The sequence below is a fragment of the Actinoplanes sp. NPDC021490 genome (assembly GCF_055562135.1).
On record NZ_JBVHFW010000006.1, the window covers coordinates 48251 to 69491 of the forward strand.

20 protein-coding genes are annotated in these 21241 nt (G+C 70.8%); 12 read left to right on the top strand and 8 right to left on the bottom strand.

Annotated elements, in window-relative coordinates:
- The first annotated feature begins 22 nt into the window (after positions 1-22).
- The 3 genes from ACZ3I4_RS18080 (at position 23) to ACZ3I4_RS18090 (ending at position 2450) form a co-directional block, all read left to right on the top strand.
- Complete coding sequence (locus ACZ3I4_RS18080) at positions 23-961, top strand: aliphatic sulfonate ABC transporter substrate-binding protein (RefSeq protein WP_465383080.1); 939 nt, start codon at positions 23-25, stop codon at positions 959-961.
- 86 nt (positions 962-1047) lie between these two features.
- Complete coding sequence (locus ACZ3I4_RS18085) at positions 1048-1773, top strand: ABC transporter permease (RefSeq protein WP_465383081.1); 726 nt, start codon at positions 1048-1050, stop codon at positions 1771-1773.
- Positions 1746-2450, top strand: a complete 705-nt coding sequence (locus tag ACZ3I4_RS18090; RefSeq protein ID WP_465383082.1) for an ABC transporter ATP-binding protein — start codon at positions 1746-1748, stop codon at positions 2448-2450. The genes ACZ3I4_RS18085 and ACZ3I4_RS18090 overlap by 28 nt, the downstream gene beginning before the upstream one ends.
- Before the next feature lie 23 nt (positions 2451-2473).
- Here ACZ3I4_RS18090 and ACZ3I4_RS18095 read toward each other — a convergent pair whose 3' ends face one another.
- Both ACZ3I4_RS18095 and ACZ3I4_RS18100 read right to left on the bottom strand, forming a co-directional pair.
- A complete protein-coding gene (locus ACZ3I4_RS18095; RefSeq protein ID WP_465383083.1) occupies positions 2474-3349 on the bottom strand; it encodes an SDR family NAD(P)-dependent oxidoreductase in 876 nt (291 codons plus the stop codon).
- On the bottom strand, positions 3349-4077 hold the full coding sequence (locus tag ACZ3I4_RS18100) for an SDR family oxidoreductase (protein ID WP_465383084.1): 729 nt from the start codon (positions 4075-4077) through the stop codon (positions 3349-3351). The genes ACZ3I4_RS18095 and ACZ3I4_RS18100 overlap by 1 nt, the downstream gene beginning before the upstream one ends.
- Positions 4078-4177: 100 nt before the next feature.
- On the opposite strand from ACZ3I4_RS18100, the gene ACZ3I4_RS18105 reads away from it, so the two are divergent.
- Positions 4178-4870 (top strand): TetR/AcrR family transcriptional regulator, encoded by a 693-nt coding sequence (locus ACZ3I4_RS18105; RefSeq protein ID WP_465383085.1) that lies wholly within the window; start codon positions 4178-4180, stop codon positions 4868-4870.
- On the opposite strand, the gene ACZ3I4_RS18110 is transcribed toward ACZ3I4_RS18105, so the two are convergent.
- Together ACZ3I4_RS18110 and ACZ3I4_RS18115 are read right to left on the bottom strand one after the other, a co-directional pair.
- The gene (locus ACZ3I4_RS18110) at positions 4867-7575 is read right to left on the bottom strand and encodes a hypothetical protein (protein WP_465383086.1); all 2709 of its coding nucleotides are present in this window, start codon (positions 7573-7575) and stop codon (positions 4867-4869) included. The two genes, ACZ3I4_RS18105 and ACZ3I4_RS18110, sit on opposite strands and share 4 nt — an antisense overlap.
- 165 nt (positions 7576-7740) lie before the next feature.
- Entirely contained in the window at positions 7741-9117 is a 1377-nt protein-coding gene (locus ACZ3I4_RS18115) for an FAD-binding oxidoreductase (RefSeq protein ID WP_465383087.1), read from the bottom strand.
- A 208-nt stretch (positions 9118-9325) separates the two neighbouring features.
- Here ACZ3I4_RS18115 and ACZ3I4_RS18120 point away from each other — a divergent pair, with 208 nt between their 5' ends.
- From ACZ3I4_RS18120 to ACZ3I4_RS18130, 3 genes are all read left to right on the top strand, one after another.
- Positions 9326-9679, top strand: a complete 354-nt coding sequence (locus tag ACZ3I4_RS18120) for a YciI family protein (protein WP_465383088.1) — start codon at positions 9326-9328, stop codon at positions 9677-9679.
- Entirely contained in the window at positions 9676-10842 is a 1167-nt protein-coding gene (locus ACZ3I4_RS18125) for an RNA polymerase sigma factor (protein ID WP_465383089.1), read from the top strand. Before ACZ3I4_RS18120 ends, ACZ3I4_RS18125 begins: the two co-directional genes overlap by 4 nt.
- 200 nt (positions 10843-11042) lie before the next feature.
- Positions 11043-12926, top strand: a complete 1884-nt coding sequence (locus tag ACZ3I4_RS18130; RefSeq protein WP_465383090.1) for an adenylyl cyclase — start codon at positions 11043-11045, stop codon at positions 12924-12926.
- A gap of 159 nt (positions 12927-13085) precedes the next feature.
- Here ACZ3I4_RS18130 and ACZ3I4_RS18135 read toward each other — a convergent pair whose 3' ends face one another.
- Complete coding sequence (locus tag ACZ3I4_RS18135; RefSeq protein WP_465383091.1) at positions 13086-13841, bottom strand: serine hydrolase; 756 nt, start codon at positions 13839-13841, stop codon at positions 13086-13088.
- 65 nt (positions 13842-13906) lie between these two features.
- On the opposite strand from ACZ3I4_RS18135, the gene ACZ3I4_RS18140 reads away from it, so the two are divergent.
- A complete protein-coding gene (locus ACZ3I4_RS18140) occupies positions 13907-14437 on the top strand; it encodes an RNA polymerase sigma factor (protein WP_465383092.1) in 531 nt (176 codons plus the stop codon).
- Positions 14434-15189 (top strand): hypothetical protein, encoded by a 756-nt coding sequence (locus ACZ3I4_RS18145; RefSeq protein ID WP_465383093.1) that lies wholly within the window; start codon positions 14434-14436, stop codon positions 15187-15189. The genes ACZ3I4_RS18140 and ACZ3I4_RS18145 overlap by 4 nt, the downstream gene beginning before the upstream one ends.
- Here the strand turns inward: ACZ3I4_RS18145 and rho are convergent.
- Positions 15186-16271 carry a transcription termination factor Rho gene (gene rho, locus ACZ3I4_RS18150; RefSeq protein WP_465383094.1) on the bottom strand — a complete coding sequence of 362 codons (1086 nt, stop codon included), beginning with the start codon at positions 16269-16271 and terminating at the stop codon, positions 15186-15188. The genes ACZ3I4_RS18145 and rho overlap by 4 nt on opposite strands.
- 387 nt (positions 16272-16658) lie before the next feature.
- Here rho and ACZ3I4_RS18155 point away from each other — a divergent pair, with 387 nt between their 5' ends.
- Positions 16659-17516 carry a hypothetical protein gene (locus ACZ3I4_RS18155; RefSeq protein ID WP_465383454.1) on the top strand — a complete coding sequence of 286 codons (858 nt, stop codon included), beginning with the start codon at positions 16659-16661 and terminating at the stop codon, positions 17514-17516.
- Complete coding sequence (locus tag ACZ3I4_RS18160) at positions 17513-19039, top strand: hypothetical protein (RefSeq protein WP_465383095.1); 1527 nt, start codon at positions 17513-17515, stop codon at positions 19037-19039. Before ACZ3I4_RS18155 ends, ACZ3I4_RS18160 begins: the two co-directional genes overlap by 4 nt.
- Positions 19040-19332: 293 nt before the next feature.
- Here the strand turns inward: ACZ3I4_RS18160 and ACZ3I4_RS18165 are convergent, their stop codons facing one another.
- The gene (locus tag ACZ3I4_RS18165; protein WP_465383096.1) at positions 19333-20202 is read right to left on the bottom strand and encodes a hypothetical protein; all 870 of its coding nucleotides are present in this window, start codon (positions 20200-20202) and stop codon (positions 19333-19335) included.
- A gap of 78 nt (positions 20203-20280) precedes the next feature.
- On the bottom strand, positions 20281-20562 hold the full coding sequence (locus tag ACZ3I4_RS18170) for a hypothetical protein (protein ID WP_465383097.1): 282 nt from the start codon (positions 20560-20562) through the stop codon (positions 20281-20283).
- A 230-nt stretch (positions 20563-20792) separates the two neighbouring features.
- On the opposite strand from ACZ3I4_RS18170, the gene ACZ3I4_RS18175 reads away from it, so the two are divergent.
- Complete coding sequence (locus ACZ3I4_RS18175; protein WP_465383098.1) at positions 20793-21167, top strand: hypothetical protein; 375 nt, start codon at positions 20793-20795, stop codon at positions 21165-21167.
- The last annotated feature ends 74 nt before the right edge of the window (positions 21168-21241 follow it).

Sequence of the window (21241 nt, forward strand, 5' to 3'; positions counted from 1 at the left end):
TCGATTAGATAGAGTCTGGCCCATGCGTCGATGGCTTGCGGTGGTGGCGACCATGGTTCTGGCTGTGGCCCTGGGTGGCTGCGGACACGATGAGGAGGCGGCGTCCGGCGACGGTGGCCTGCGCGTCGGTTATCAGCGGTTCGGCGGGCTCAGCCTGGTCAAGGCGCGGGCGGACGCGCCCGGCGTGACGTGGTCGCTGTTCGAGAGCGGGCCCGCGCTGACTGAGGCGCTCAAGGCCGGCGCGATCGACGTCGGGCAGACCGGCGAGGCTCCGCCGATCTTCGCGGCCGCGGCCAAGACCGACTTCAAGATCGCCGGGGTGGGCGCGCCGTCGCCCGAGAGCGAGGCCGTTCTGGTCAAGGCGTCCAAGGGCTACAAGACGTTCGCCGACCTCAAGGGCCGGACGGTCGCGCTCAACAAGGGTTCGAACGTGCACTGGCTGCTCGTCAAACTGCTCGAGGCGAACAAGATGACGCTGAGCGACATCAACGTCAAGTATCTCAAGCCGGCCGAGGGCCGTCCCGCCTTCGACAACGATCAGGTCGACGCGTGGATCATCTGGGACCCGTATTTCGCGCTGGCCGAGCAGCCGGGCGTGCAGGTGCTGGCCGATGCCACGGGGCTGGCCAACAACCGCGAATACCTGCTGGTCAGCAAGAGCGCGGCCGACAAGAAAACCGACCAGATCAAGAGCTTCCTGCAGACGTACGAGAAAACGACGGCCTGGGGGATCGCACACCCCGACGAGCGGGCGGCCGTCCTCGCGCCGGAACTGAAGATTGACGAGCCGACGACGAAGCGGGCGCTGGCCCGCGCGGCCCAGCCGGTCGACGCGCTCGACGCCGAGATCGGCACGGAGATCCAGACGATCGCCGACGGGTTCGCCGACCTCGACCTGATTCCCGGCCGGGTGGATGTGAAGTCGCTGGTCGACGAGCGGTTCGCCGAGGCCGCGCCGTGACGCTGGTAGCCGCGCCGGCCACTACACGGCCGCCGGCGCCGCCGGTCCGACGACGAAACATCAGGTGGCAGCGAGCCCTGAGCCCGGTGCTCCTGCTGGCGGCGTGGGAGGCCGCGGCCCGGGCCGGTCTGATCGCCGAGGACAAGCTGCCCGCGCCGACCACGGTGTTCGCGACCGGCTGGCGACTCGCCGCCGACGGCACGCTCGGCGACCACCTGGCCGACTCGCTCACCCGGGCCGTGATCGGGCTGCTCATCGGCGGTAGCCTCGCGCTGGTGCTGGGCGCGGCCGCCGGCCTGCTGCGCGCCGGTGACGACGCCATCGACCCGCCCGTGCAGATGGCCCGCATGCTGCCCCACCTCGCGCTGGTCCCGCTGCTGATCATCTGGGTCGGCATCGGCGAATCCATGAAGATCACGCTGGTCGCGCTGGGCGTGTTCTTCCCGCTCTACTTCAACCTGTACGCGGGCATCCGCGACATCGACGAACGGCTGGTCGAGGCGGCGCGCACGTGCGGGCTCGGCACCTGGCAGCGGATCCGGCACGTGGTGCTGCCGGGCGCGATGCCGTCGCTGTTCCTGGGCCTGCGCCTGGCCATCGGCGCCGCCTGGCTGAGCCTGGTGGTGGGCGAGCAGACCAACACCCAGAACGGCATCGGCTTCCTGATGATGGAGGCCCGCGAGTTCAGCCAGACCGACGTCGTGGTCCTCGGATTGTTCGTGTACGCCGGGCTCGGTCTGCTGTCCGACCTGCTGCTCCGGATGGCGGAAAGGAGGGTGCTGTCATGGCGGCGAGGACTTCAGGCGTCGTGACCGCCCGCGGCGTGCGCCGCAGTTTCGGCCCGGCCGAGGTGCTGGCCGGCGTCGACCTCGACATCGGCGCCGGCGAGGTGGTCGCCCTGCTCGGTGGCAGCGGCTCGGGCAAGAGCACCCTGCTGCGCATCCTGGCCGGGCTCGACCCCGCCGCGTCCGGTTCGTTCACCGTCTCGGACCGCCACGCCGTCGTCTTCCAGGAACACCGCCTGCTCCCGTGGAAGCGCGTGCTCGGCAACGTCGCCCTGGGCGTCGGCGACCGCGGCCGCTGCACCGACGCGCTGGCCGAGGTCGGCCTGGCCGACCGGGCCCGCGCCTGGCCCGCCGAACTGTCCGGCGGCCAGGCGCAACGGGTCGCCTTCGCCCGGGCCCTGGCCCGCGAGCCCGCCCTGCTCCTGCTGGACGAGCCGTTCGGCGCCCTGGACGCGCTGACCCGCCTGCGCATGCAGGAACTGTTCGGCCGCCTGCGCGCCCGGCACGGCTTCGCCGCCCTGCTGGTCACCCACGACGTCGAGGAGGCCCTGCTGCTGGCCGACCGCGCCCTGGTCCTCGACCGTGGCGTCATCGCGGCCAACCTCCCGGTCACCCTGCCCCACCCGCGCACGCCCGACGCGCCCGGCTTCGGCGCCCTGCGCCGTCAGCTGCTCGACCTCCTCGGCGTCCCGCTACCCACCTGACCCGGCCGCCGCCCGAGACCGGATCAGAGGGCGGCGTTGACCGGCAGCAGGTCGGCGAGACCGATGCGGTGAAAGAACTCCTGGCGGACGCGGTCGGCCACCACGGACACCACCTCGCTGCCGTCGCGGCTCGGGTCGATGTGGGTGCGGAAGGGACGCGTCCCGGCGGGCAGCGAGACCACGCGCAGGATCTCGTCGGCCACGGTCTGCGCCTCGCTGCCCGGCGGCACCAGGGCGGCCAGGCGATCGGGCAGCCCGGCCCGCAAGTCGCCGTAGAGTTCCTCGTACGCCTGCTCGCGCTCGTGGTCGAGGGGTGTGCCGGCGTGGGCGAAGTGGTTGGTGCCCGAGGTGAACGCGCCCGGGACGACGATCGTGGTGTCGATGCCGAACCGGATCAGCTCGCTCGCGTAGCTCTCGGCGAGCGCGTCCATGGCCGCCTTGGCCGCGAAATACGGCGCCAGGAACGGTGGGTGCCCGCCGCGCGTGGAAGAGCTGCCGACCCAGACCAGAAGACCTTTCCCGGCCGTACGCAGGAAGGGCAGCGCCGCGCGGTTGACGCGCTGGGCGCCCAGCACGTTGACGTCGTACAGCGCCGCGTACTCCGCCGGGCTGAACGCCTCGGCCGGTCCGAGAACCATGTGCCCGGCGTTGTGCACGATCACGTCGAGCCGCCCGTACCGCTCGAGCACCGTGGCCACCGCCGCGTCGGCCGATTCCTGCGACTGCACGTCGAGCTCGACCGCCAGGCCCTCGAGAGCCGCGGCGGCCGGAGCGTTGCGGCCGCCGATGTCGCGCATGCCCGCGGCCACCTGGTAGCCGGCGCCCGCGAGCGACTCCGCCGTCAGCCGCCCGAAACCGCTCGACGCGCCCGTGATCAGGACGACCTCCCCGGCGGCCATCAGATGATCCCGCCGTTGCTGCGGATGGTCTGGCCGTTGATCCAGTGACCCTGCGGGCCGGTCAGGAACGCGATGGCCTCGGCCGCGTCCTCCGGGGTGCCGAGCCGCTCGAGGGGCGGCTGCTTGGCCATCCGGTCGATCGTCTCCTGGTCCTTGCCGTCCAGGAAGAAGCTGGTCGCCGTGGGGCCGGGCGCCACCGTGTTGACAGTGATGTCGCGGCCGCGCAGCTCGCGGGCCAGGATGAGGGTCGTCGCCTCGACCGCGGCCTTGCTCGCGGCGTACCCGGCGTACGTGGGAATCTGCAGGCCGACGATCGAGGTCGAGATCGTGACGATCGAACCGCCGTCGCGCACCCGGCGGGCCGCCTCGCGGGTCACGACGAACGTGCCGCGGATGTTGGTGCGGTGCATCCGGTCGAGCTGGTCGAGGTCGATGTCGGCCACCGGCGACAGGAACATGATGCCGGCCGAGTTCACGACCGTGTCGACCCCGCCGTACGTCTGCTCGGCCAGGTCGAAGAGGGCCGCGACCTTCTTCTCGTCGGCCACGTCGGCCCGCGCCGCGACGGCCTGGCCGCCCGCCCCGACGATCTCCTCGACGACCTCGCCGGCCAGCTCGGCGTTGCCCGCATAGCCGACGACGACCGCGTCCCCGCGCGCCCCGAGCTGGACGGCGGCGGCCCGGCCGATGCCCCGCGAGCCGCCGGTGACGATTGCTACCCGTGCCATGACTGTCTCCTAGCGTCGATATCGCTGAACCGTAGCGCTGATATGACGACGGTAGCACAATCTCATAACGTCGATAGCCGCGTCACGTATCATTGATTCCATGACGACGATCACTCCCGATGTCCGGGCCGCCATGATCGCCGCGGCCGAACAGCAGCTGGTCGCGTCGCCCGACGGCGACATCGCCACCCGGGCTGTCTGCGAGGCTGTCGGCGTCACCCAGCCGGTGCTCTACCGCCTGTTCGGCGACAAGAACGGCCTGCTCGACGCGCTGGCCGACGACGGCTTGCGGCGCTACGCCGAACACAAGGCGGCCCAGGCTAAAACCGACGACCCGGTGGCCGACCTGGTCGCCGGCTGGGACGACCACATCGACTTCGGCCGCCGCAACCCGGCGCTCTACCAGCTGATGTTCGCCCCGCGCCCGCGATCGCACGCCCAGGCCCGCCGAAAGATCATGGACCTGTTGGAGGCGTCCCTGCTGCGCTGCGCGGCCGTCGGCGCTCTCCGCATCGCCCCCACCGCGGCCGCCCAGCTGATCCTGCCGGCCAACGTCGGGCTGGTGCTGAGCTGCATAGCCCAGCCCGAGCTCTTCGACGACCCGACGCTGTCGGACCGCACCCGCGACGCCATCTTCGCCGCCGTCCTCACCTCACCCGCGACCGGCGCCGCCGCCGACCCGCTGTCCGCGGCCGCCCTGCAGCTGCGCTCCCAGCTGGCCGTCTCCGGCACCGACGCCCTCGAACCGGCCGAGGTGGCCCTGCTCAACCGCTGGCTCGAGCGTCTGTCTTAAGCGGGTGGAGCAACCTCGGGCAGCGACCACTGCCGCCGGAACGAGTTGACCGTCAGCCAGGCCAGCCGCGCATTCACAGCGAACAGGTTACGAGCCGACGCGAGCGCGTCGAACGATCCCCGGCGCGGGTGGAATCGGTCCTCCGTCAGCTCGTCGAACACCTGCAGGATGGTCGCGCAGTAGTACAGGTAGCCGAGCGCCTCCATCTGCAGGTGCAACGCGTCAGCCAGTTCCTCCGGCCGGGCCTCCTCCGCGGCGGTTCGCAGGGGCGGCGCCTCGACAGCCTTCCGGAGCGCGGCGTGATCGGGATCGGTGTTGTCGTTGACGAACTGCATCAGATCGCTGGCGTAGGGCTCGGCGAGACCCCGCCGGGCGATCACGGCGCCGAGTCCGCGGGCCTTCACCCGCAATTCCTCGCCCACGAGCGACCGGGTGACGGCGAAGAGCGACGCCTCCCCGCGGTGGCGGACCATCGAGCGGGTGTATCGCAGCAACTCGCGAGGCAGGCCACCGCCCAGCGTGTGCAGCAACGCGAGGAACGGATCGGGCAGGCCGGCCACCCGGTCCGCGATCAACGCCGTGGCATCGTCGAAGTTCAGATATTCGACCGGGACGACGGCGTCGAACGTGCTGTCGAGCGCGTCCCGGACAGGCAGACCCCGGCGTTCGAAACGGGCCAGCGCGTCCTCCGACACCGAAACGAGGAAGAGACAACCCGGAATCTCCAGGCTGAACAGTGATTTCACGGTGTTGAGGAAATCCTGGACGCGGTCCGGCTCGGACATCTTGTCCAGTTCGTCGAGGACGATCACCACGGGGATCCGGCTCATACCCTCGCCCGGCCGGGCCAGCACGCGGGTCGTCATGGTCAGGAACTTGTGCAGTTCATTGGCGATTTCCGGGTACGGCATGGGATAGCGCTGAAACTCCTGGGCGCTGGTCATTCCGCGTTCGGCCGCGAAGGGCAACCGCACCTTGCCCGTCGCGCCGAACGTCTCCTTCTGCTGGAAGCGGACAGTCCGCAGCCGGCGTTCCGCTCGTCTACCCAGCTCGGCCAGGTCCGCCGGATCGCCTTCGTCGTCGACGAGGTCGTCGGTCATCCGCCGGTGGCCCAGGCCGAGCCCGACCAGGCCGACGAGGATCCCGGTGGCGGCCAGCGCGACCCAGCCGTTGGCCAGCCAGGCCGGAGGCTGGTAGGCCAGACCGGGCCACTTGCCGGTGCCTACGAGCACGGCGACCAGCCAGGTGACGCCCACGATGGCCCCCACGGCAACGTGGCGAGGGCGGTTCGGGATTCGCCGCCCCGGCGCCTCCGCGGCCGGAGCGGTGAAGTTGACTACCTCCTGGCACAGGCGGCCATAGAGGTAGAGGACGTACTCCTTGGGCTCGTACGTGACCGGCACGCTCTCGTTGATGACGAGCTGGCGTCCGCTGGTGCCCGCCTCCGCTATGCGGCCCGCCCGATACTGGTCCAGCAGGGACGACTTGCCCGCGCCGCGCGGACCGGCCAGCCCGACAGCGCCGCCGCTGAGCCCGGCGATCTCGGCGCTGAGCCGGTCGAACGAGCGGGTGTGCACGATGTAGTCGGCGCCGCGCATCTGCTGAAGCCCATGCGGGCTGATCGGACCGAGCACGGTGTCGAACCCGGGGCTGACACGCTTGGCGATCTCGGCCTGAAGGCTCTGGACGAGCAGTGCCTTCGCCGCCTCGTCCCACCGCTGCAGGGCGTCCTCGATGTCCTGCTCCAGTGCCGTCACATGACGTTCGTGGTCGGTGCGGAGAACCATCGAGATTCCGCTGTGCGGCGCGATACGACTGGCCGGCCCGGCCAGACCCCGTCGGACGCCGGCGGTCATCAAGCGCAGCGTGGCGGGCCCGGCTGTTCCGGCCGCCAGGGCGGCGAGAATGGCCGCGACCTCGGGCAAGTGATCCGGCAACGGCTTCATCGGGGTCAGGATCATCCAGGTGAGTACGGCTACCCCGGTGCTCGTCAGCAGCACTCCGGTGCCTCGCCACTTCTGGGAACTGGTCATCTTGCTCTCACCGACAACGGCGATGGCGGCTCCGCCCAGGAGGGCCGCGATCAAGCCGGTTCCCGTCCAGATCACCGTCGCCCATACGGGACCGGCGTTCCGGCTGGTGATCTCCAGCGTCTGCCACAGAGCGACAAGATAGGCCACGACGATCGCTCCCAGCAGCGCGGCGCCGGCCAGGTCCGCACCGACGTCATCGTCGCGCGCCGCCTCCAGGAGGAACGCTCCGGCGCCGACGAGAACCAGGACGCCGACGGCCGACAGCAGCACGGCCCAGAAACCACCGATGGCCGTGGACAGTGCGGGCCACGTCTGCCAGACCGCCACCGGCGCGGCGAGGATGACCACCAGCCCCGAGCCGGTCCGGACCGGGTTCCCCGGGCGGCCGAGAACGGTCGTCGGACCGGCGGCGACCTCGGAGAGCACCTTCCGCTTCTGCCGCACGTCGTCCAGTTCGCGATTGGTGCGCGCTATCAGCATGGGAGCCTGCTGTTCGATGGTGGCCAGCAGGACAGGCGCCAGCAATTCGTCCTTCCACTGGGCGAGCGCCGACTTCAGCCCTGGATCGTCGGTGAGCGCCTTCCTGGCGATCCGGGACAGACGGTCGCAGAACTCCTCCGGGGCCGCCCAGAGCCGTCCGTCTTCGCCGGAGGCGTCCGCCGGGTCACTCATGCGCCGATGCTAGGAGGCCCCTTGCCGGAACCGGAGGACAGAAAGTCCGTCCCGGATCGGCAGAACGTTCCAGGGACAGCAGACGTGAACAATCCGCCGGGCCGCCCCCCGGCCCGGCGGATCGGCCGAGCCGTGACCCCGCCAGGTCACGGCTCCGGTTCTCGGTCAGGCGGCCCGGCGCACCGGCACCTGGCCCACCCGCAGGACGTTCGCGGGGTCGTAGCGGTCGGCGATCGAAATCAGACGGTCCAGCGTGGCCGGGTCGTAGGAGCGGGCGATTCGCTCCGCGCCCGTGCCGGCGCCGAGATTGGGCAGCGCGCCGCCGGTGAGCCACGAATCGAGGGCGGCGCGCACGGCCGCGGCGTGCGGGGCGATCGCGTCGGCGATCGGTGGCACCGGGACGCCGATCAGGATCAGGCTGTACGCGGCGTCACGGTGGCACAGGGCGGAGGGGTGCCCGGGCTCCGCGGCCAGGGCGCCGCCCAGCTGGCGCAGCTCGACGATCACCTGCGGCGAACGGGCGTCCGGGCCGGCCGTGGCCAGCAGGGCGTCCGCGGCCTCGGCGGGGAACGACGTGAGCAGGTCGGTCTCCTCGATGACGGGCATCGGGTCGGACGGGTCGGCGTGGACCATGCCGATGGCCGCGTACGGGATCGTCTGGACCATGTCGATGATCGGGGTGGCCGCGGCCCGCATGGGTGCGAGCACGGCCTCGCCCGACTCGGGGGACTCGGTCCAGGCGAAGCGCACGGCGACGGTGAACTGGCCGGCCAGCGGCTCGGGCACGCCGGGCATCGGCGGCAACTGCAGGAACGCCAGCGAGGTGGTGGCGGCCGCGGGGAGCGAGGACGACCATTCCCGCCAGCGGTGCAGCACCGTCGCGGCGTCGGCGCCGGCGAAGTACAGGGCGCCGGCGTACACCGAAGGCAGGGGGATCAGGTCGAACTCGAGCGCCGTCACGATGCCGAGCGCGCCCTTGCCGCCGCGGACGCCCCAGAACAGGTCGGGCTCGTCGGTGGCGGTGACCCGGCGCGGCACGCCGTCGCCGGTGACGATCTCGAAGGCCCGGACGCGGTCCGACGCCCAGCCGAACGTGCGCGCGACCGGGCCGAGCCCGCCGCCGGCGGTGTAGCCGACGACGCCCACACCCGGCGCCGAACCGCACAGCGGGGCCAGCCCGTGCGGGGCGGCCGCGTCGAGCACCTGCTGCCAGCGCACGCCGGCGCCGACGCGGGCCCAGCCGTCCGGGTGCACCACGCACTCGTCCAGCCGGCCGGTGTGCACGAGAATCGCGTCGTCGAGCGGGCCGGCCAGTCCGTGCCCGGTGGCCTGCACACCGGCCGCGCGCCCGGTGGCGGCGGCGAACCGTACGGCCTCGGCGACGTCCTGCGCGTCGCGGGCCTCGACGACCGCGGCCGGCTTGGCGGTGATCGCGACGTTGAAGCCGGTCGCCAGCTCGGCGTACCGGGCGTCGCCGGGCAGCGCCAGGGTGCCGGTGAGCTTGCGGCGTAGCGTGTCGAAGGACTCGACGGCGGTGGTCATGGTGTTCCCTCTCGGTCATCCGTGTTTCAACACCGATGACCCTGCCCGGCCCCACTTGCGATTCGCTTAAGAACGACCTCGGAGAACTCTTGCGAGCCTCATCCTGGCGGTGTTGTCGATTTCGGCGGAGGGCGCGCGACGTCCGGGTGACATCGCCGGCCGGGCGACAGGGCCGGCCGAGGGACATCGCCAGAGAGGATGAGGAGCCATGAAGTACGCACTTCTGATGTACGGGGCCGAGAAGGACTGGGCCGAGGCGGACGAGGCGACGCGGGAGAAGGTCTACGCGGCGCACGGCCGGTTCTCCGAGCTGCTGCGGGAGCGCGACGCCGAGCGGGGCGGCGAAGAACTGGCCCTGTCCAACACCGCGACCACCGTACGGCTGAAGGACGGCGAAGCCCTGCTGACCGACGGCCCGTACGCGGAGACGGCCGAGCAGCTCGGCGGTTTCTACCTGATCGAGGCGCGTGACCTGGACGAGGCGCTCGGGTTCGCCCGCGAGCTGGCCACCATGGAAGACGTCATCGAGGTGCGCCCGGTCGTCGAGCACCCGCCGGCATGAGCGTGGTCGAGGCCGCCTTCCGCGAGCACCGCGGGCCGCTGCTGGCCACGCTGGTCGCGGAGCTGCGCAGCTTCGACCTGGCCGAGGAAGCGCTGCAGGACGCCTTCGCCGCCGCCGCCGGTCAGTGGCCGGGCGAGGGCGTCCCGCGGCGCCCGGCCGCCTGGCTGCTCGCGGTGGCGCGGCGGCGGGCCGTCGACCGGCGCCGCCGCGAGGAGACCCTGGCCCGCTACCTGCCCCGGCTGATCACCCCGGACGCGGGCACGACCAGTGACACGGACGACTCGCTCGGGCTTCTGTTCGCGTGCTGCCACCCCGCGCTGGGTCTCCGGGCGCGGGTCGCGCTCACCCTGCGGTTCGTGGCCGGTCTGACCGTGCCGGAGATCGCCCGGTTGTTCCTGGTCTCCGAGGCCACGACGGCCGCCCGGATCACCCGGGCCAAGCAGAAGATCCGGACGGCCGGGATTCCCCTGCGGCTGCCTGCGCCGGACGACCTGCCCGAGCGCGTCCCAGGCGTGCACTCCGTGCTCTACCTGCTTTTCACCGAGGGCTACCGGTCGTTCCGCGACGAGGTGGCGGGGGAGGCGATCCGCCTGACCCGGCTCCTGCACGAGCTGCTGCCGGCCGGGGCCGAGACGGCGTCGCTGCTCGCGCTGATGCTGCTGCAGCACTCCCGGCGACGCGCGCGGCGGCGGGACGGCCGGCTTGTGCTTCTGGCCGACCAGGACCGTACGCAATGGAACGCTCCGGAAACGGCCGAAGCGCTCACCTTGCTGCAGGCGCCCGCCCCGGACGGCCCGTATCGGCTGCAGGCGCTCATCGCCGCCCGGCACGCGACGGCCGGACGCGCGGAAGATACCGACTGGGCCGCCATCGCCCGGCTCTACGAGCAGCTGGAGCAGGCGACCGGCTCGCCCGTCGTACGGCTGAATCGGGCCGTCGCCGTGCTCGAGGCCGAGGGGCCGCAAGCCGCGCTGAAGCTGATGGACGGCCTCGCCGCGCAATTGCCGCGAAACCATCACGTTCCGGCCGCGTACGGCGAAATGCTCCGGCGTCTCGGCCACTTCGAGGCAGCCCAGAAGGAGTTCACCCGGGCGGCCGAACTCGCACCGACCGCTACCGAGCGTGACTTTCTGATCGGCCGGGCCGGTACCGGTACCGGCTGAACTCCGGTACCGGTTTCGGAGCACGAAAACCCAGGCGTCTGGGCCATTCGGGCAAGGTCCGTTCCGGAACCGCGGCGCTATGTCCGAAGCCTGTGCGAATGCCGCACCCGGCCAGCAACCGGACCCTTGACATGCGCACCGGTCTATTGCTTTCTGTGATCCAGTTTGTTGCCTCCCCGTTACGGAAGGGACCTTCCCGCATGACGACAACTGCCGGGCGGCCGGCCGGTCGCCGGCACCTGCGACGGATCCTCGCCGCTGGGCTCACCGCGGTGACCGTGGGTGCTCTCGCGAGCGCCCCCGCTGCCGCAGCCCCCGCCGCGGCCCCCTCGGCCGCACCCAATTTCGGAACCAACGTCACCATCTTCGACCCGAGCATGCCCGTCGCCGACATTCAGGCGAAGCTCGACGCGGCGTACGCGCAGCAGGTCAACGCGGAGATGGGCACCAACCGCTACGCCTTCCTGTTCAAGCCGGGCACCTATGGCACCGACGCCCAGCCGCTGCAGATCAAGGTGGGCTACTACACCGAGGTCTCCGGCCTCGGCGCGTCACCGAACGATGTCGTGATCAACGGCAAGGTGGAGGTCTACAACCGCTGCCTGACCGAGAACGGCACCGCGAACTGCCTCGCGCTGGTCAACTTCTGGCGCACGCTGTCGAACCTGTCCATCAAGGTCAACGGAACGGGTCAGGAAGGGTGCCGCGCCGGCGCCAACTTCTGGGCCGTCTCGCAGGCCGTGTCGCTGCGCCGGCTCAACGTCGACGGCAACTTCACGCTGATGGACTACTGCACCGCCGGCCCGCAGTACGCCAGTGGTGGTTTCATCGCCGACTCGCAGTTCGGCAATGTCACCAACGGTTCGCAGCAGCAGTGGCTCACCCGCAACAGCAAGGTGGGCGTCTGGTCGAACGCGGTGTGGAACCAGGTCTTCGCCGGTGTCGAGGGCGCGCCGGACGACTCGGCGTTCCCGAACCCGCCGTACACGACGCTGGCGCAGACCCCGCTCAGCCGGGAGAAGCCGTACCTGTTCGTGGACGCGAAGGGCAAGTACGCCGTACGCGTGCCCAACGCGCACCGCAACACCAGCGGCGTCTCGTGGGACGAGGACCAGACCAGCGGCCGGACGATCCCGCTGAGCAACTTCTTCGTTGCGAAGCCGTCCGACCCGGAGTGGCTGATCAACGCGCAGCTGCTGCTCGGCAAGAACCTGCTGTTCACGCCGGGCGTCTACAACGTCGACCAGACCATTCACGTGCTGCGGCCCAACCAGGTCGTGCTCGGAATCGGTCACGCCACGCTGACCGCGGTCAACGGGGTCACGCCGATCAAGGTCGCCGACGTCCCCGGGGTCGTCATCGCGGGTGTCACGATCGACGCCGGCGCCAAGGAGTCGAAGAACCTGCTGCAGGTCGGCAACAAGAACGGCCTCGGCATCAGCTCGGCTTCCAACCCGACCACGCTGTCGGACGTCTACTTCCGGGTGGGCGGCCCGCACATCGGCAAGGTCGACACGGCCCTGGAGGTCAACAGCGACAACGTGCTGATCGACCACACCTGGGTGTGGCGCGGTGACCACGGCGTCGAGGGCTTCACCGAGGGCGTGAACGGCGACACCCAGCGGTGGCGCACCAACACCGGTCGCTACGGCGCCGTGATCAACGGCGACAACGTGACCGCGACGGGCCTGTTCGTCGAGCACTTCCAGAAGTACAACACCGTCTGGAACGGCGAGAAGGGCACGACGGTGCTCTACCAGAACGAGCTGCCGTACGACCCGCCGACCCAGGCCGACTGGATGAACGGCAAGGTCAAGGGGTACGCGGGTTACAAGGTCGGGGACAAGGTCCGCAACCACCAGCTGTACGGCGCTGGTGTCTACGTCTTCAACCAGAACAACCCGTCGATCGTGACCGAGAACGGCTTCGAGGTCCCGAACCGCCCCGGTGTGAAGCTGCACCACATCATGACCGTCAACCTCAGCGCCGGCGTGATCAACCACGTCGTCAACGGGGTGGGTGGACCGGCCGAGACCTCGGCCACGGGCACCCCGGTCTTCATCACCGACTACCCGGCGTCCTAGGGCTGGTCACAGGGACGGGCCGGGATCTCACGATCCCGGCCCGTCTTTCCTGTCTAGGGGACGGATGCCTCCTGGCGGGGATAGGCACCCATCCCGTTCGCCATTCTGCCGCGCCGCGGGCCGGGCGCCATTGTCCGAACAGACACGGCTCGGACGGCTTTACGACAGTGCCGTCCCGATCGATCGCATCCCGTCCATGACCAGGGCGGTGTCGGCCGGATCGAATTCGGCCAGGACCGCGTACGCCTGGTGTCCGAGATAGCCCACGTCGGCCCGGATGCCGTCGTCGGTGCCGGTCTTGTTGCGCACCGACCGGGTGTGGGCCAGCGGGTCGGCGTCGAAGCCGGACGCCACCATCGACAGGTCGGCGCTGGTCGCCATCCACGCGTCCATCCGCTCCGAGACCGCGGGGGAGAGCAGCTCACGCCGGGCGATCCGGCCCATCAGCCCGGCCAGCTCGCCGGCGGCCCCGGTCGAGAGCGTCGGCGGATCGCCCGGACCACGCTTTTCCCGTACGCGGTCATGCAGCCCTGTCTCCCGCAGGCCGAGCTCGCGAGCGATCGCCGCGACCGGGTCCAGCCCGATCCGCCCGAGCAGCACGTTCGTCGCGTAGTTGTCGCTCACCGCGGCGATCAGCACCGCGAGGTCGGCGATCGGCAGCGCGCCCACGGCCAGGTGCTGCCACAGCCCCGAGTCGGCGACCGCCACTGCCGGGTCCTTGGCCAGCATCTCGCCGGCGTCGAGCGAGCCGTCCTCGAGGCGCCGCGCGGTCTCGATCAGCAGAAGCAGCTTCCCGATGCTGGCCGTCCGCAGCCGCCGCCCCGGCTCGTGCTCGGCCAGCCCGGGAACGGCAATGGACCAGCGGACACCGGGGGTGCCGGCGACGACCTCGTCGACCACGGGCTGAAGACGCATGCGACGAACCCTATGCTCGGGCCGCGACCGCGTAACAAGGCGGTGCGGGCCGGACAGGTAGGGATGTGAGGACACCGCAAAACGATCGGGAAACGCGCTTCCGGGCGCTCTATGCCGACGCGTACGCCGACGTCTTGGCCTTTGCTCAGCGCCGCGGGAACGCCAGTCATGCCGAGGACGTGGTCGCCGAGGCGTTCCTGGTGGTGTGGCGGCGGTTCGGGGAGGCGCCCCGGAAACGGGACGACGCCCGCGCCTGGATCTTCGGGATCGCCCGGCACTGCCTGCTGAACGCCCAGCGCGGGCAGGGCCGCCAGGAGGCGCTCGCCGTCCGCATCGCTTCGGTTCCGTCCGCCGTGGGCGCGGAACCGTCCGCCGGCCTGGTCGACCTGGCCGCCGCGTGGAAGAGGCTGAGTCCCGGCGACCAGGAAACCCTGGCCCTGACCGTCTTCGAGGACCTGTCGTCGGCGCAGGCCGCGCGGGTGCTCGGGATCAGCGCCGCGAGCTACCGGATCCGCCTGATGCGCGCCCGGCGGGCCCTGCGCGGCCACCTCGCGCCGGCCGCCTTTCTGACCGAGCTGATGGAGGCCCAGTCGTGAAGTCCCTGCGTGCCCTGGATGTTGCCACCCCGCCCACCTTCGAGCAGTACGAGCGGGCCGCCGACACGCTCGACCGGATCGTCGCCACCCCGCCCGGCCCGCCGCGGCGGATGGCGTTCCGCGGATGGATGCTGGTTCCGGCCCTGGCCGCCGCGGTCGCCGTCCTGCTCCTCGTCGTTCCCTGGGGCAAGAGCGGGCGCGCGTACGCCACCTGGACGCCGATCCCCGTCGCTCTGAGCCCGGCCGAGATCGGCCTGGTCGGCTCGGCCTGCCAAGACGATATGCGCATCTATGCCGGCCTCGATGGCGACCGGGCCGAGCTGGTGCTGGCGGAGCGCCGGGGCGAGATCGTGGCGATGCTCTACCGTTACGACAATCCCGGGTCGGTCGGGTTCTGCCTGGCCCGCAACCGGCCCGGAGCCGACGACGTCGACGACCTCAAATCCGCTAACACGAGCAGTTCCGGCCCGTCCGACGAGGCTCCGGCGGGCCGGTTCAAGGCGGGGGCCTTGGCCGTGTATCCGGAGGGCTTCTCGATCACCGAGGGCGTGGCCGGGCCGGGTGTGGCCGGGCTGACCATCCGTACCGGAGGACTGACCGTGCAGGCCACCGTCAGCAACGGCCACTGGGTCGCGTGGTGGCCGGGCAAGGCCACCGTCGAGGAGAAGGGCCAGTGGCGCGACGCGCCGCGCGCCTACGACGTTCTGCTCGAGGACGGGCGGACCGTCAAGGACGCGAAGCCGGCACGTTAGGCGGCCAGGGAGTGGGCGACGCGGCGCAGGAACTCGTTGTTGGAGGCGGTGCCGCGCAGCTGATCGAGCAGCTGGCGCATGGCGTCCGGGGTGCCGAGCACCCGCCGCACCTGGGTGACGATGGCCAACTCGGCCGGGGACAGCAGGGTCTCGTCGTGGCGGGTGCCGGTCGACGAGAGGTCGATGGCCGGGAAGATCCGGCCCTCGGCCAGCCCGCGGTCCAGCTTGAGCTCGGCGTTGCCGGTGCTCTTGAACTCCTCGAAGATCAGGTTGTCCATCGCCGAGCCGTTCTCGACGAGCGCGGTGGCGATGATGGTGAGCGAGCCGCCGCCGTCGATGTTGCGGGCCGCGCCCAGGAAACGCTTGGGCGGATACAGCGCGCTCGCGTCCAGACCGCCCGACAGCGTACGGCCCCGGCCCGGCGCCATCAGGTTGTAGGCGCGCCCGAGCCGGGTGATCGAGTCGAGCAGCACGACCACGTCCCGGCCCTGCTCGACCAGGCGCTTGGCCCGTTCGATGGCCAGTTCGGCCAGGGCGGCGTGCTCGTGCGGCGGGCGGTCGAACGTGGCCGCGATGACCTCGCCGCCGACCGTACGGGAGAAGTCGGTGACCTCCTCCGGCCGCTCGTCGACGAGCAGGACCATCAGGTGGCACTCGGGGTTGTTGCGGGTGATCGCGGTGGCGATCTGCTTGAGGATCGTGGTCTTGCCGGCCTTGGGCGGCGCCACGATCAGCGCCCGCTGGCCCTTGCCGATCGGCATGGCCAGATCGATGACGCGGGTGGTGAGCAGCTTGGGGTCGGTTTCGAGCCGCAGCCGCTCCTGCGGATACAGCGCGGTGAGGTCGTGGAAGGCGGGCCGGCGGCCGATCGGCTGGTCCAGCCGGAGGGTGGCCGGCTTGCGGCCGTTGATGGTGGCCAGGCCGGTGACGCGGTCGCCGCGGCGCAGGCCGAGCCGTCTGACCTCCGGCATGGCGACGGGGATGTCCTTGGGGCCGGGCAAGTAGCCGTCCAGGCGTAGCCAGGCGCGGTCGTCGACGATGTCGAGCAGGGCGTCGACTGAGATTTCCGAAATTTCGGTCATGGTGGTGCTCCAGTGGGGTTCTGTGAGGCGCGGGTTCCCGCGGGGATGAGTGGGCCGCTCGATTGGGCGGCGTTGTGTGCCGCTTGTACGCGCGGCGGGGATGCCAGTTGTGGTGCGGCGCCGAGTGTCGTTCGCTCGTGCGGCTTGTGTGGCGCTTACTCAGGCGGCGTAACTGCGGCGAAGTCGCGTTGTCGCGACTTGATCGAAGCAATGGCCGGGAGGCTTCACGACCAGTGGTTGGCGCTCCGGGGGCTGAGCCGCATCCGGAAAGCAACTGCGGCCAAGATAGCACCCACCGGGCGAAGATCACAGCACCGGCACGCCACATGACACCTTGCGGACACCGCAGGTTTGCCCGCCGGTCGTCTGCCCGGTATGGAATTCGGCGTGCACCACGCCAACCACTACTACGGGCATTCGCACGTCCTGGCGCGCTACTGCGGGCTCAGCGACGCGGAGCCGCCGCGCCTCCACGGCTACCTGCAGCACGGCTGGAACATCGGCGACGGCATGGCCCCCGACCACGAGTACGTGCCCGGCATCGCCAAGTTCGTGTGGTCCGAGCGGGTGCGCCGCCGGGCCTGGTCGCTGGGCCGCCGCGAGGTCTATGTCGTGGGCGCCCCGTGGGCGTACCTGCTCTCGATGGAACCCGATCCGGCCGAGCCGCGCGAGGGCACCATCTGGTATCCGTTCCACGGCTGGGAGGGCCAGCACATCGTCGGTGATCACGACGCCCTGATCCGCGAGATCCGCGACACCGAGACGGGCCCGGTCACGGTCTGTCTCTACTGGCAGGAGTTCCGCGACAAGCGGGTGCGCGCGCTCTACGAGCGGGCCGGCTTCCGGGTGATCTGCCACGGCTACCGGGGCGGCTGGTGGAAGGACCTGGACCCCGGTTTCCTCTATCGGCAACTCGCTGAGCAGCGCCGACATTCCCGGGTGGCGTCGAACCGCCTGTGCAGCGCCATCATGTACGGCACGCTCGCCGGCTGCGAGCCCGCCGTCTACGGCGACCCCATGCAGCTCGAGGGCGAGAAGTCCGCGTTCGGCGGCCAGGCCCGGATCGTACGGGAATGGGGAGCAATGCACGGCAAGTCGATCAACGTCCCGTACGCACGCGAGCTGGCCACGGCCGAACTGGGCGCCGACCGCCTGTTGCCCCCCGCCGAGCTGCGCCGCCTGTTCCGCTGGCCTTCCCTGCGTGAAGATCCCCACCTCGAGCTGACCGGAGTGTTCACCCGATGACGACCCTGATCGGCGGGGAGATGCTCTCCTGGTCCGACCTGGACGGCAGCCACGGCCCCGCTCCGGCCCACGGCGACGCCCTGCGGTCGCTCCTTTCCACCGCTTTCGGCCGTACGCTCGTGGCCGGCCCCCACGCCCCCGAGCTGGTGGCCGCACTGCCGTCTGCCGACGTAACGGTCCTGATCCGCGGCGACCAGGACGCGGCCGCCTTCCCGAAGGCCACCGTGCTGTGCGGCAGCCTGGAGAAGCTGAGCCCCCGTCCCCCTTTCGACACCGTCATCGCGCTGGACGGCCTGGACCGCCTGCACTCCGCCGAGTCCCCACCGTTCTCTTGGGACGAAACGTTGGCCCAGCTCTTGGCCGTCCTGAAGCCCGACGGCCGCCTGCTGCTGGGCACCGAAAACCTGTTCGGCCTGCACCGCCTGACCGCCCTGCCACCCACCCCGACCGACGCCGACTGGATCGTCCCCGACGACCACGACCCCTCCCGCCCAGCCGGCCGCGCCCGGTTGCTGTCCCACTTGACGACCGCAGGCCTGCGAGTAGTAACCGACTACGCCGCGTACCCGACCGTGTCCTCACCGTCTGTGCTGCTGGGCGCTCCGGCACTCGCCTCACGTGAGGTGTTCGGCGCCTTGGAGGCCGCAGTCTGCGCAGCCTCTCGCCCGGCCTCCGACGTCTTGCTCGACCCCGCACGCCTGGCCACCGCGGCGTTCCGCAACGACCTGGCCGCAGCCTTGGCCCCCGCCTGGTTCGTCATCGCCGACCGCGGCACCCCACCGGCGGCCGCACCCCCCGAGGTCGTGATCGGTTCCACCCCGGCCGCCCTGACATCGTTGCCGCCCGGCCCCACCTTGGAAAGCGTCTTGCTGGCCGCCGCCCAGCGCCGCGATCTACCCGCCATGCGCGCCCTGCTGACCACCTGGCAGTCCGGCCCCGCCGCCGGAGTCCCCGCCACCCAGATCGTCGTCCGCACCACTGCCACGCCCGCCGACGGCACCCCGCCCGACCCGTCCGTCACTGTTGCCCTTGGCTCCGCCCGCACTCCCACGCCCGGCGGTGCCAGCCCTGCGGGTGGCACTCTTGTGCCCTTGGCGCCCGCCGGGGAGCCGCCGCTGAAGGCGTTGCGGGCCTTCGCCGAAGCCGCGATCGCCGGGGGATACGCGCACCTGTGGCCGATCCCAGCCGACGAAGCCGAACTGACCGCCGTCCTGGCCGGCATGACCGGCCGCGAACTGGACCCGTCCGAGGTCCCACCGTCCGACCGTCCCGCGTTCCACGCGGTGAGCGACCTGCTGGCCGACCGCGAACGCCTCACCCGCGAGCTGGCCGAGGCCCGGGCCAAACACGACTGGTACGAAAAGATGCTGCTCCACCGCGAGGCCGAGCTGAAGCGGGTCCGCCAGATGAACGCCCTGCTCTCAGCCACGGTCCCCGGCCGAGCCGCCACCAACCTGGTCGGCGGCCTGCGCGCCGGCAAGCGCGCCGTACGCTCCATCGTCCGCCGAACCCGAGGCAACTAGCCGTCGCCGGCCGCCACCCGAACTTCCACAATCCGCCGCGCACCGCGAAGATTCCTTGGCCGCGAGCGGGAACTCGCCGATGTGTCCGACGTGCTGCGTCGCGAACTAAGCGAGGTCATGCGGCCAGCGAAGTCCTCAGGCAAGCGGCCGAATGCGGTTGGGGCACGCTCCGCCCGGCCTGAACCGTAGCGCCGGATCCGGGGCTTCGGGGGGCCGGTGAGCGCGGCGATGGCGGCCGTAGCTACGGCAACGAAGCCGCATCAGAGGTCAGCCCGGCGGGAACTTCGCACCGGTCATGCGTTCTTGCCCGGGAACCTGCGGGCGACGGGCTTTCGCGCGATGGTACGCAGGGCAGCCTTCCGTTCCTCGGCCGGCGCTGCGGCCGCGGGTGGCTGCTCCGAAGCCCGATAGGTAAGGGCGGCTCGCCTGACCTGCTCGTCGGGGTCGGCCATGAGAGCCTCGCGGATGTGCTGCGGTGTGCGGTCGGAGGCGGCCATCGCCTGTCGTACGTCGGCTGACCGGTCGTCCAGCAGGGCACGAAGGTCGGCTTCTTCGAGGTCGAGGGCGCTCACCAGCGTGGCCCGGATCTCAGGCGAGAAGTCCGTGGCGAGCCGGTGCCGCTGCTCCGGGCTGGTCCACTCGTTGACGGCGAGGCCCTTACGCACACGTACGGCGCGGTCCTCCAGCAGGGCATCGATGATCTCGGGAATGGCGGTGTGCGTGGCCAGCCGCTCGCGAACCTCGGACGAGGCGTCCCCGACGAGTTCGGCGGCGGAGTCGGGCTCGAGCGCGGGCATCTCGGCGAGCAGGCCCCGCAACTCCTTGTCCTGGGCTTTCAGCATCACGCCGCGGATGCGCTCGTCGCAGGACGGGTTCGTGGCGACGGCCCAGCGCACCCGACGGTCGGCGTCGCCGAGCAGGCGCAGCAGGTCGCCCTGCGAAGCGGCGGCGTTGCGCGCGACGATCTCCCGGACCCCACGGTCCCGGTCGCGGGTGAGGGCGCGCAGCACCTGCGCCGTGGCGTCGGGGCGGGCGGCCAGCGCAGCACGCACCTGCACCGACGGGTCCGCGACCATGCTGTAGAGCTTCTCCTGCGAGGTCTTGCGATTGCGCGCGAGGGCGACCCGCTGTTCGACACTGCCGGTCACACTCTGATCTGCCATGGTGGGATTCTCCCACGAGCCGTGACGACGGCTTGCAGTGAGCAGCCGGGCCCGCGGGCACAGCGCTGCGCCCGCGGCTCAGTCGAGCGGGCACGGTGCACGAAGAGCACGGCCCGCAGCCTGTGCTCGCAGGTCGACTTTCAGCAGGATGCGGCTGACGTGCATCATGCCGGTGCCGAGGCGTTTCCAGAAGTGGTCGTAGCGGCGTGAGGTCAGTGCTCGGCCGTCGCGGTAGCGCAGCAGAGGGTCCTGGTCGTCGGTGGTGCCGCGGTGCTCGGCGTGTGCGGCCAGATGCTGCGCCGGTTCCAGAGTGAGCAGCGGCCGGCGCACGGTCCGGATCGCCGCCCGAAGCATCTCCACCCACTGGCTGCGCCACACCACCTTGACGTGGGCCGAACGAAACTTCGGCTACGGCCTCCCTGCTGATCACCAAGGCCCGCGATCTGCGCACGACGATGAGCAGGCCTCGCACACTTCACCGTAGGTGGGCGCTACGTCCGGCTTCGGAATCAGGAGCTGATCCGGTCGGAACCACTGACCTGGACTGAAGGATGTTTCGTGGCAAGATCCACGGATGCTGTACTGGCAGCATGGAACCATCCACCACCTTGGGTTCGCCCATAGAGCCCAAGACACCGTCGCCCACTCGGCCGTTCTGGATCGCGACGGCCGTCTACGTGCTCATCGTTCTGGGCATGCTGACGTTGTCCCTGCTGACCGACGAATCGGCCGTCCTGTTCGTTGGAGCCGAGCTCGCGACTCTGCCCACCGGTATTGGCTGGTTCACCGGCGGTCTGTTCATCGTGGCGGCGGTTGGTAGCGAGTTGGGCTGGGCCGGCGTGCCTCTGCTGTATGGAGCCTTCGCCACGGCGGCTGTCGTCAACGCTGTCGTACTGCGAGAAGTGTTCCGCTTCTTCCAACAGCGGCGCCGGTATCGCAATCGACCTAGATTGCAGCGCTCCTGACCCGACCGCAGTCCATACCGCCCGGCCCGCACGGCCAGCCGTGACTGGCTACGAACGAGAACGGAGCCCGGCTG

Coding starts and splice junctions, on each gene's coding strand:
- ACZ3I4_RS18090 (WP_465383082.1), top strand. CDS start 1,746: ATGGCGGCGAGGACTTCAGGCGTCGTGACCGCCCGCGGCGTGCGCCGC.
- ACZ3I4_RS18165 (WP_465383096.1), bottom strand. CDS start 20,202: ATGGCAGATCAGAGTGTGACCGGCAGTGTCGAACAGCGGGTCGCCCTC.
- ACZ3I4_RS18125 (WP_465383089.1), top strand. CDS start 9,676: ATGAGCGTGGTCGAGGCCGCCTTCCGCGAGCACCGCGGGCCGCTGCTG.
- ACZ3I4_RS18130 (WP_465383090.1), top strand. CDS start 11,043: ATGACGACAACTGCCGGGCGGCCGGCCGGTCGCCGGCACCTGCGACGG.
- ACZ3I4_RS18160 (WP_465383095.1), top strand. CDS start 17,513: ATGACGACCCTGATCGGCGGGGAGATGCTCTCCTGGTCCGACCTGGAC.
- ACZ3I4_RS18135 (WP_465383091.1), bottom strand. CDS start 13,841: ATGCGTCTTCAGCCCGTGGTCGACGAGGTCGTCGCCGGCACCCCCGGT.
- ACZ3I4_RS18115 (WP_465383087.1), bottom strand. CDS start 9,117: ATGACCACCGCCGTCGAGTCCTTCGACACGCTACGCCGCAAGCTCACC.
- ACZ3I4_RS18100 (WP_465383084.1), bottom strand. CDS start 4,077: ATGGCACGGGTAGCAATCGTCACCGGCGGCTCGCGGGGCATCGGCCGG.
- ACZ3I4_RS18105 (WP_465383085.1), top strand. CDS start 4,178: ATGACGACGATCACTCCCGATGTCCGGGCCGCCATGATCGCCGCGGCC.
- ACZ3I4_RS18175 (WP_465383098.1), top strand. CDS start 20,793: ATGGAACCATCCACCACCTTGGGTTCGCCCATAGAGCCCAAGACACCG.
- ACZ3I4_RS18080 (WP_465383080.1), top strand. CDS start 23: ATGCGTCGATGGCTTGCGGTGGTGGCGACCATGGTTCTGGCTGTGGCC.
- rho (WP_465383094.1), bottom strand. CDS start 16,271: ATGACCGAAATTTCGGAAATCTCAGTCGACGCCCTGCTCGACATCGTC.
- ACZ3I4_RS18110 (WP_465383086.1), bottom strand. CDS start 7,575: ATGAGTGACCCGGCGGACGCCTCCGGCGAAGACGGACGGCTCTGGGCG.
- ACZ3I4_RS18120 (WP_465383088.1), top strand. CDS start 9,326: ATGAAGTACGCACTTCTGATGTACGGGGCCGAGAAGGACTGGGCCGAG.
- ACZ3I4_RS18095 (WP_465383083.1), bottom strand. CDS start 3,349: ATGGCCGCCGGGGAGGTCGTCCTGATCACGGGCGCGTCGAGCGGTTTC.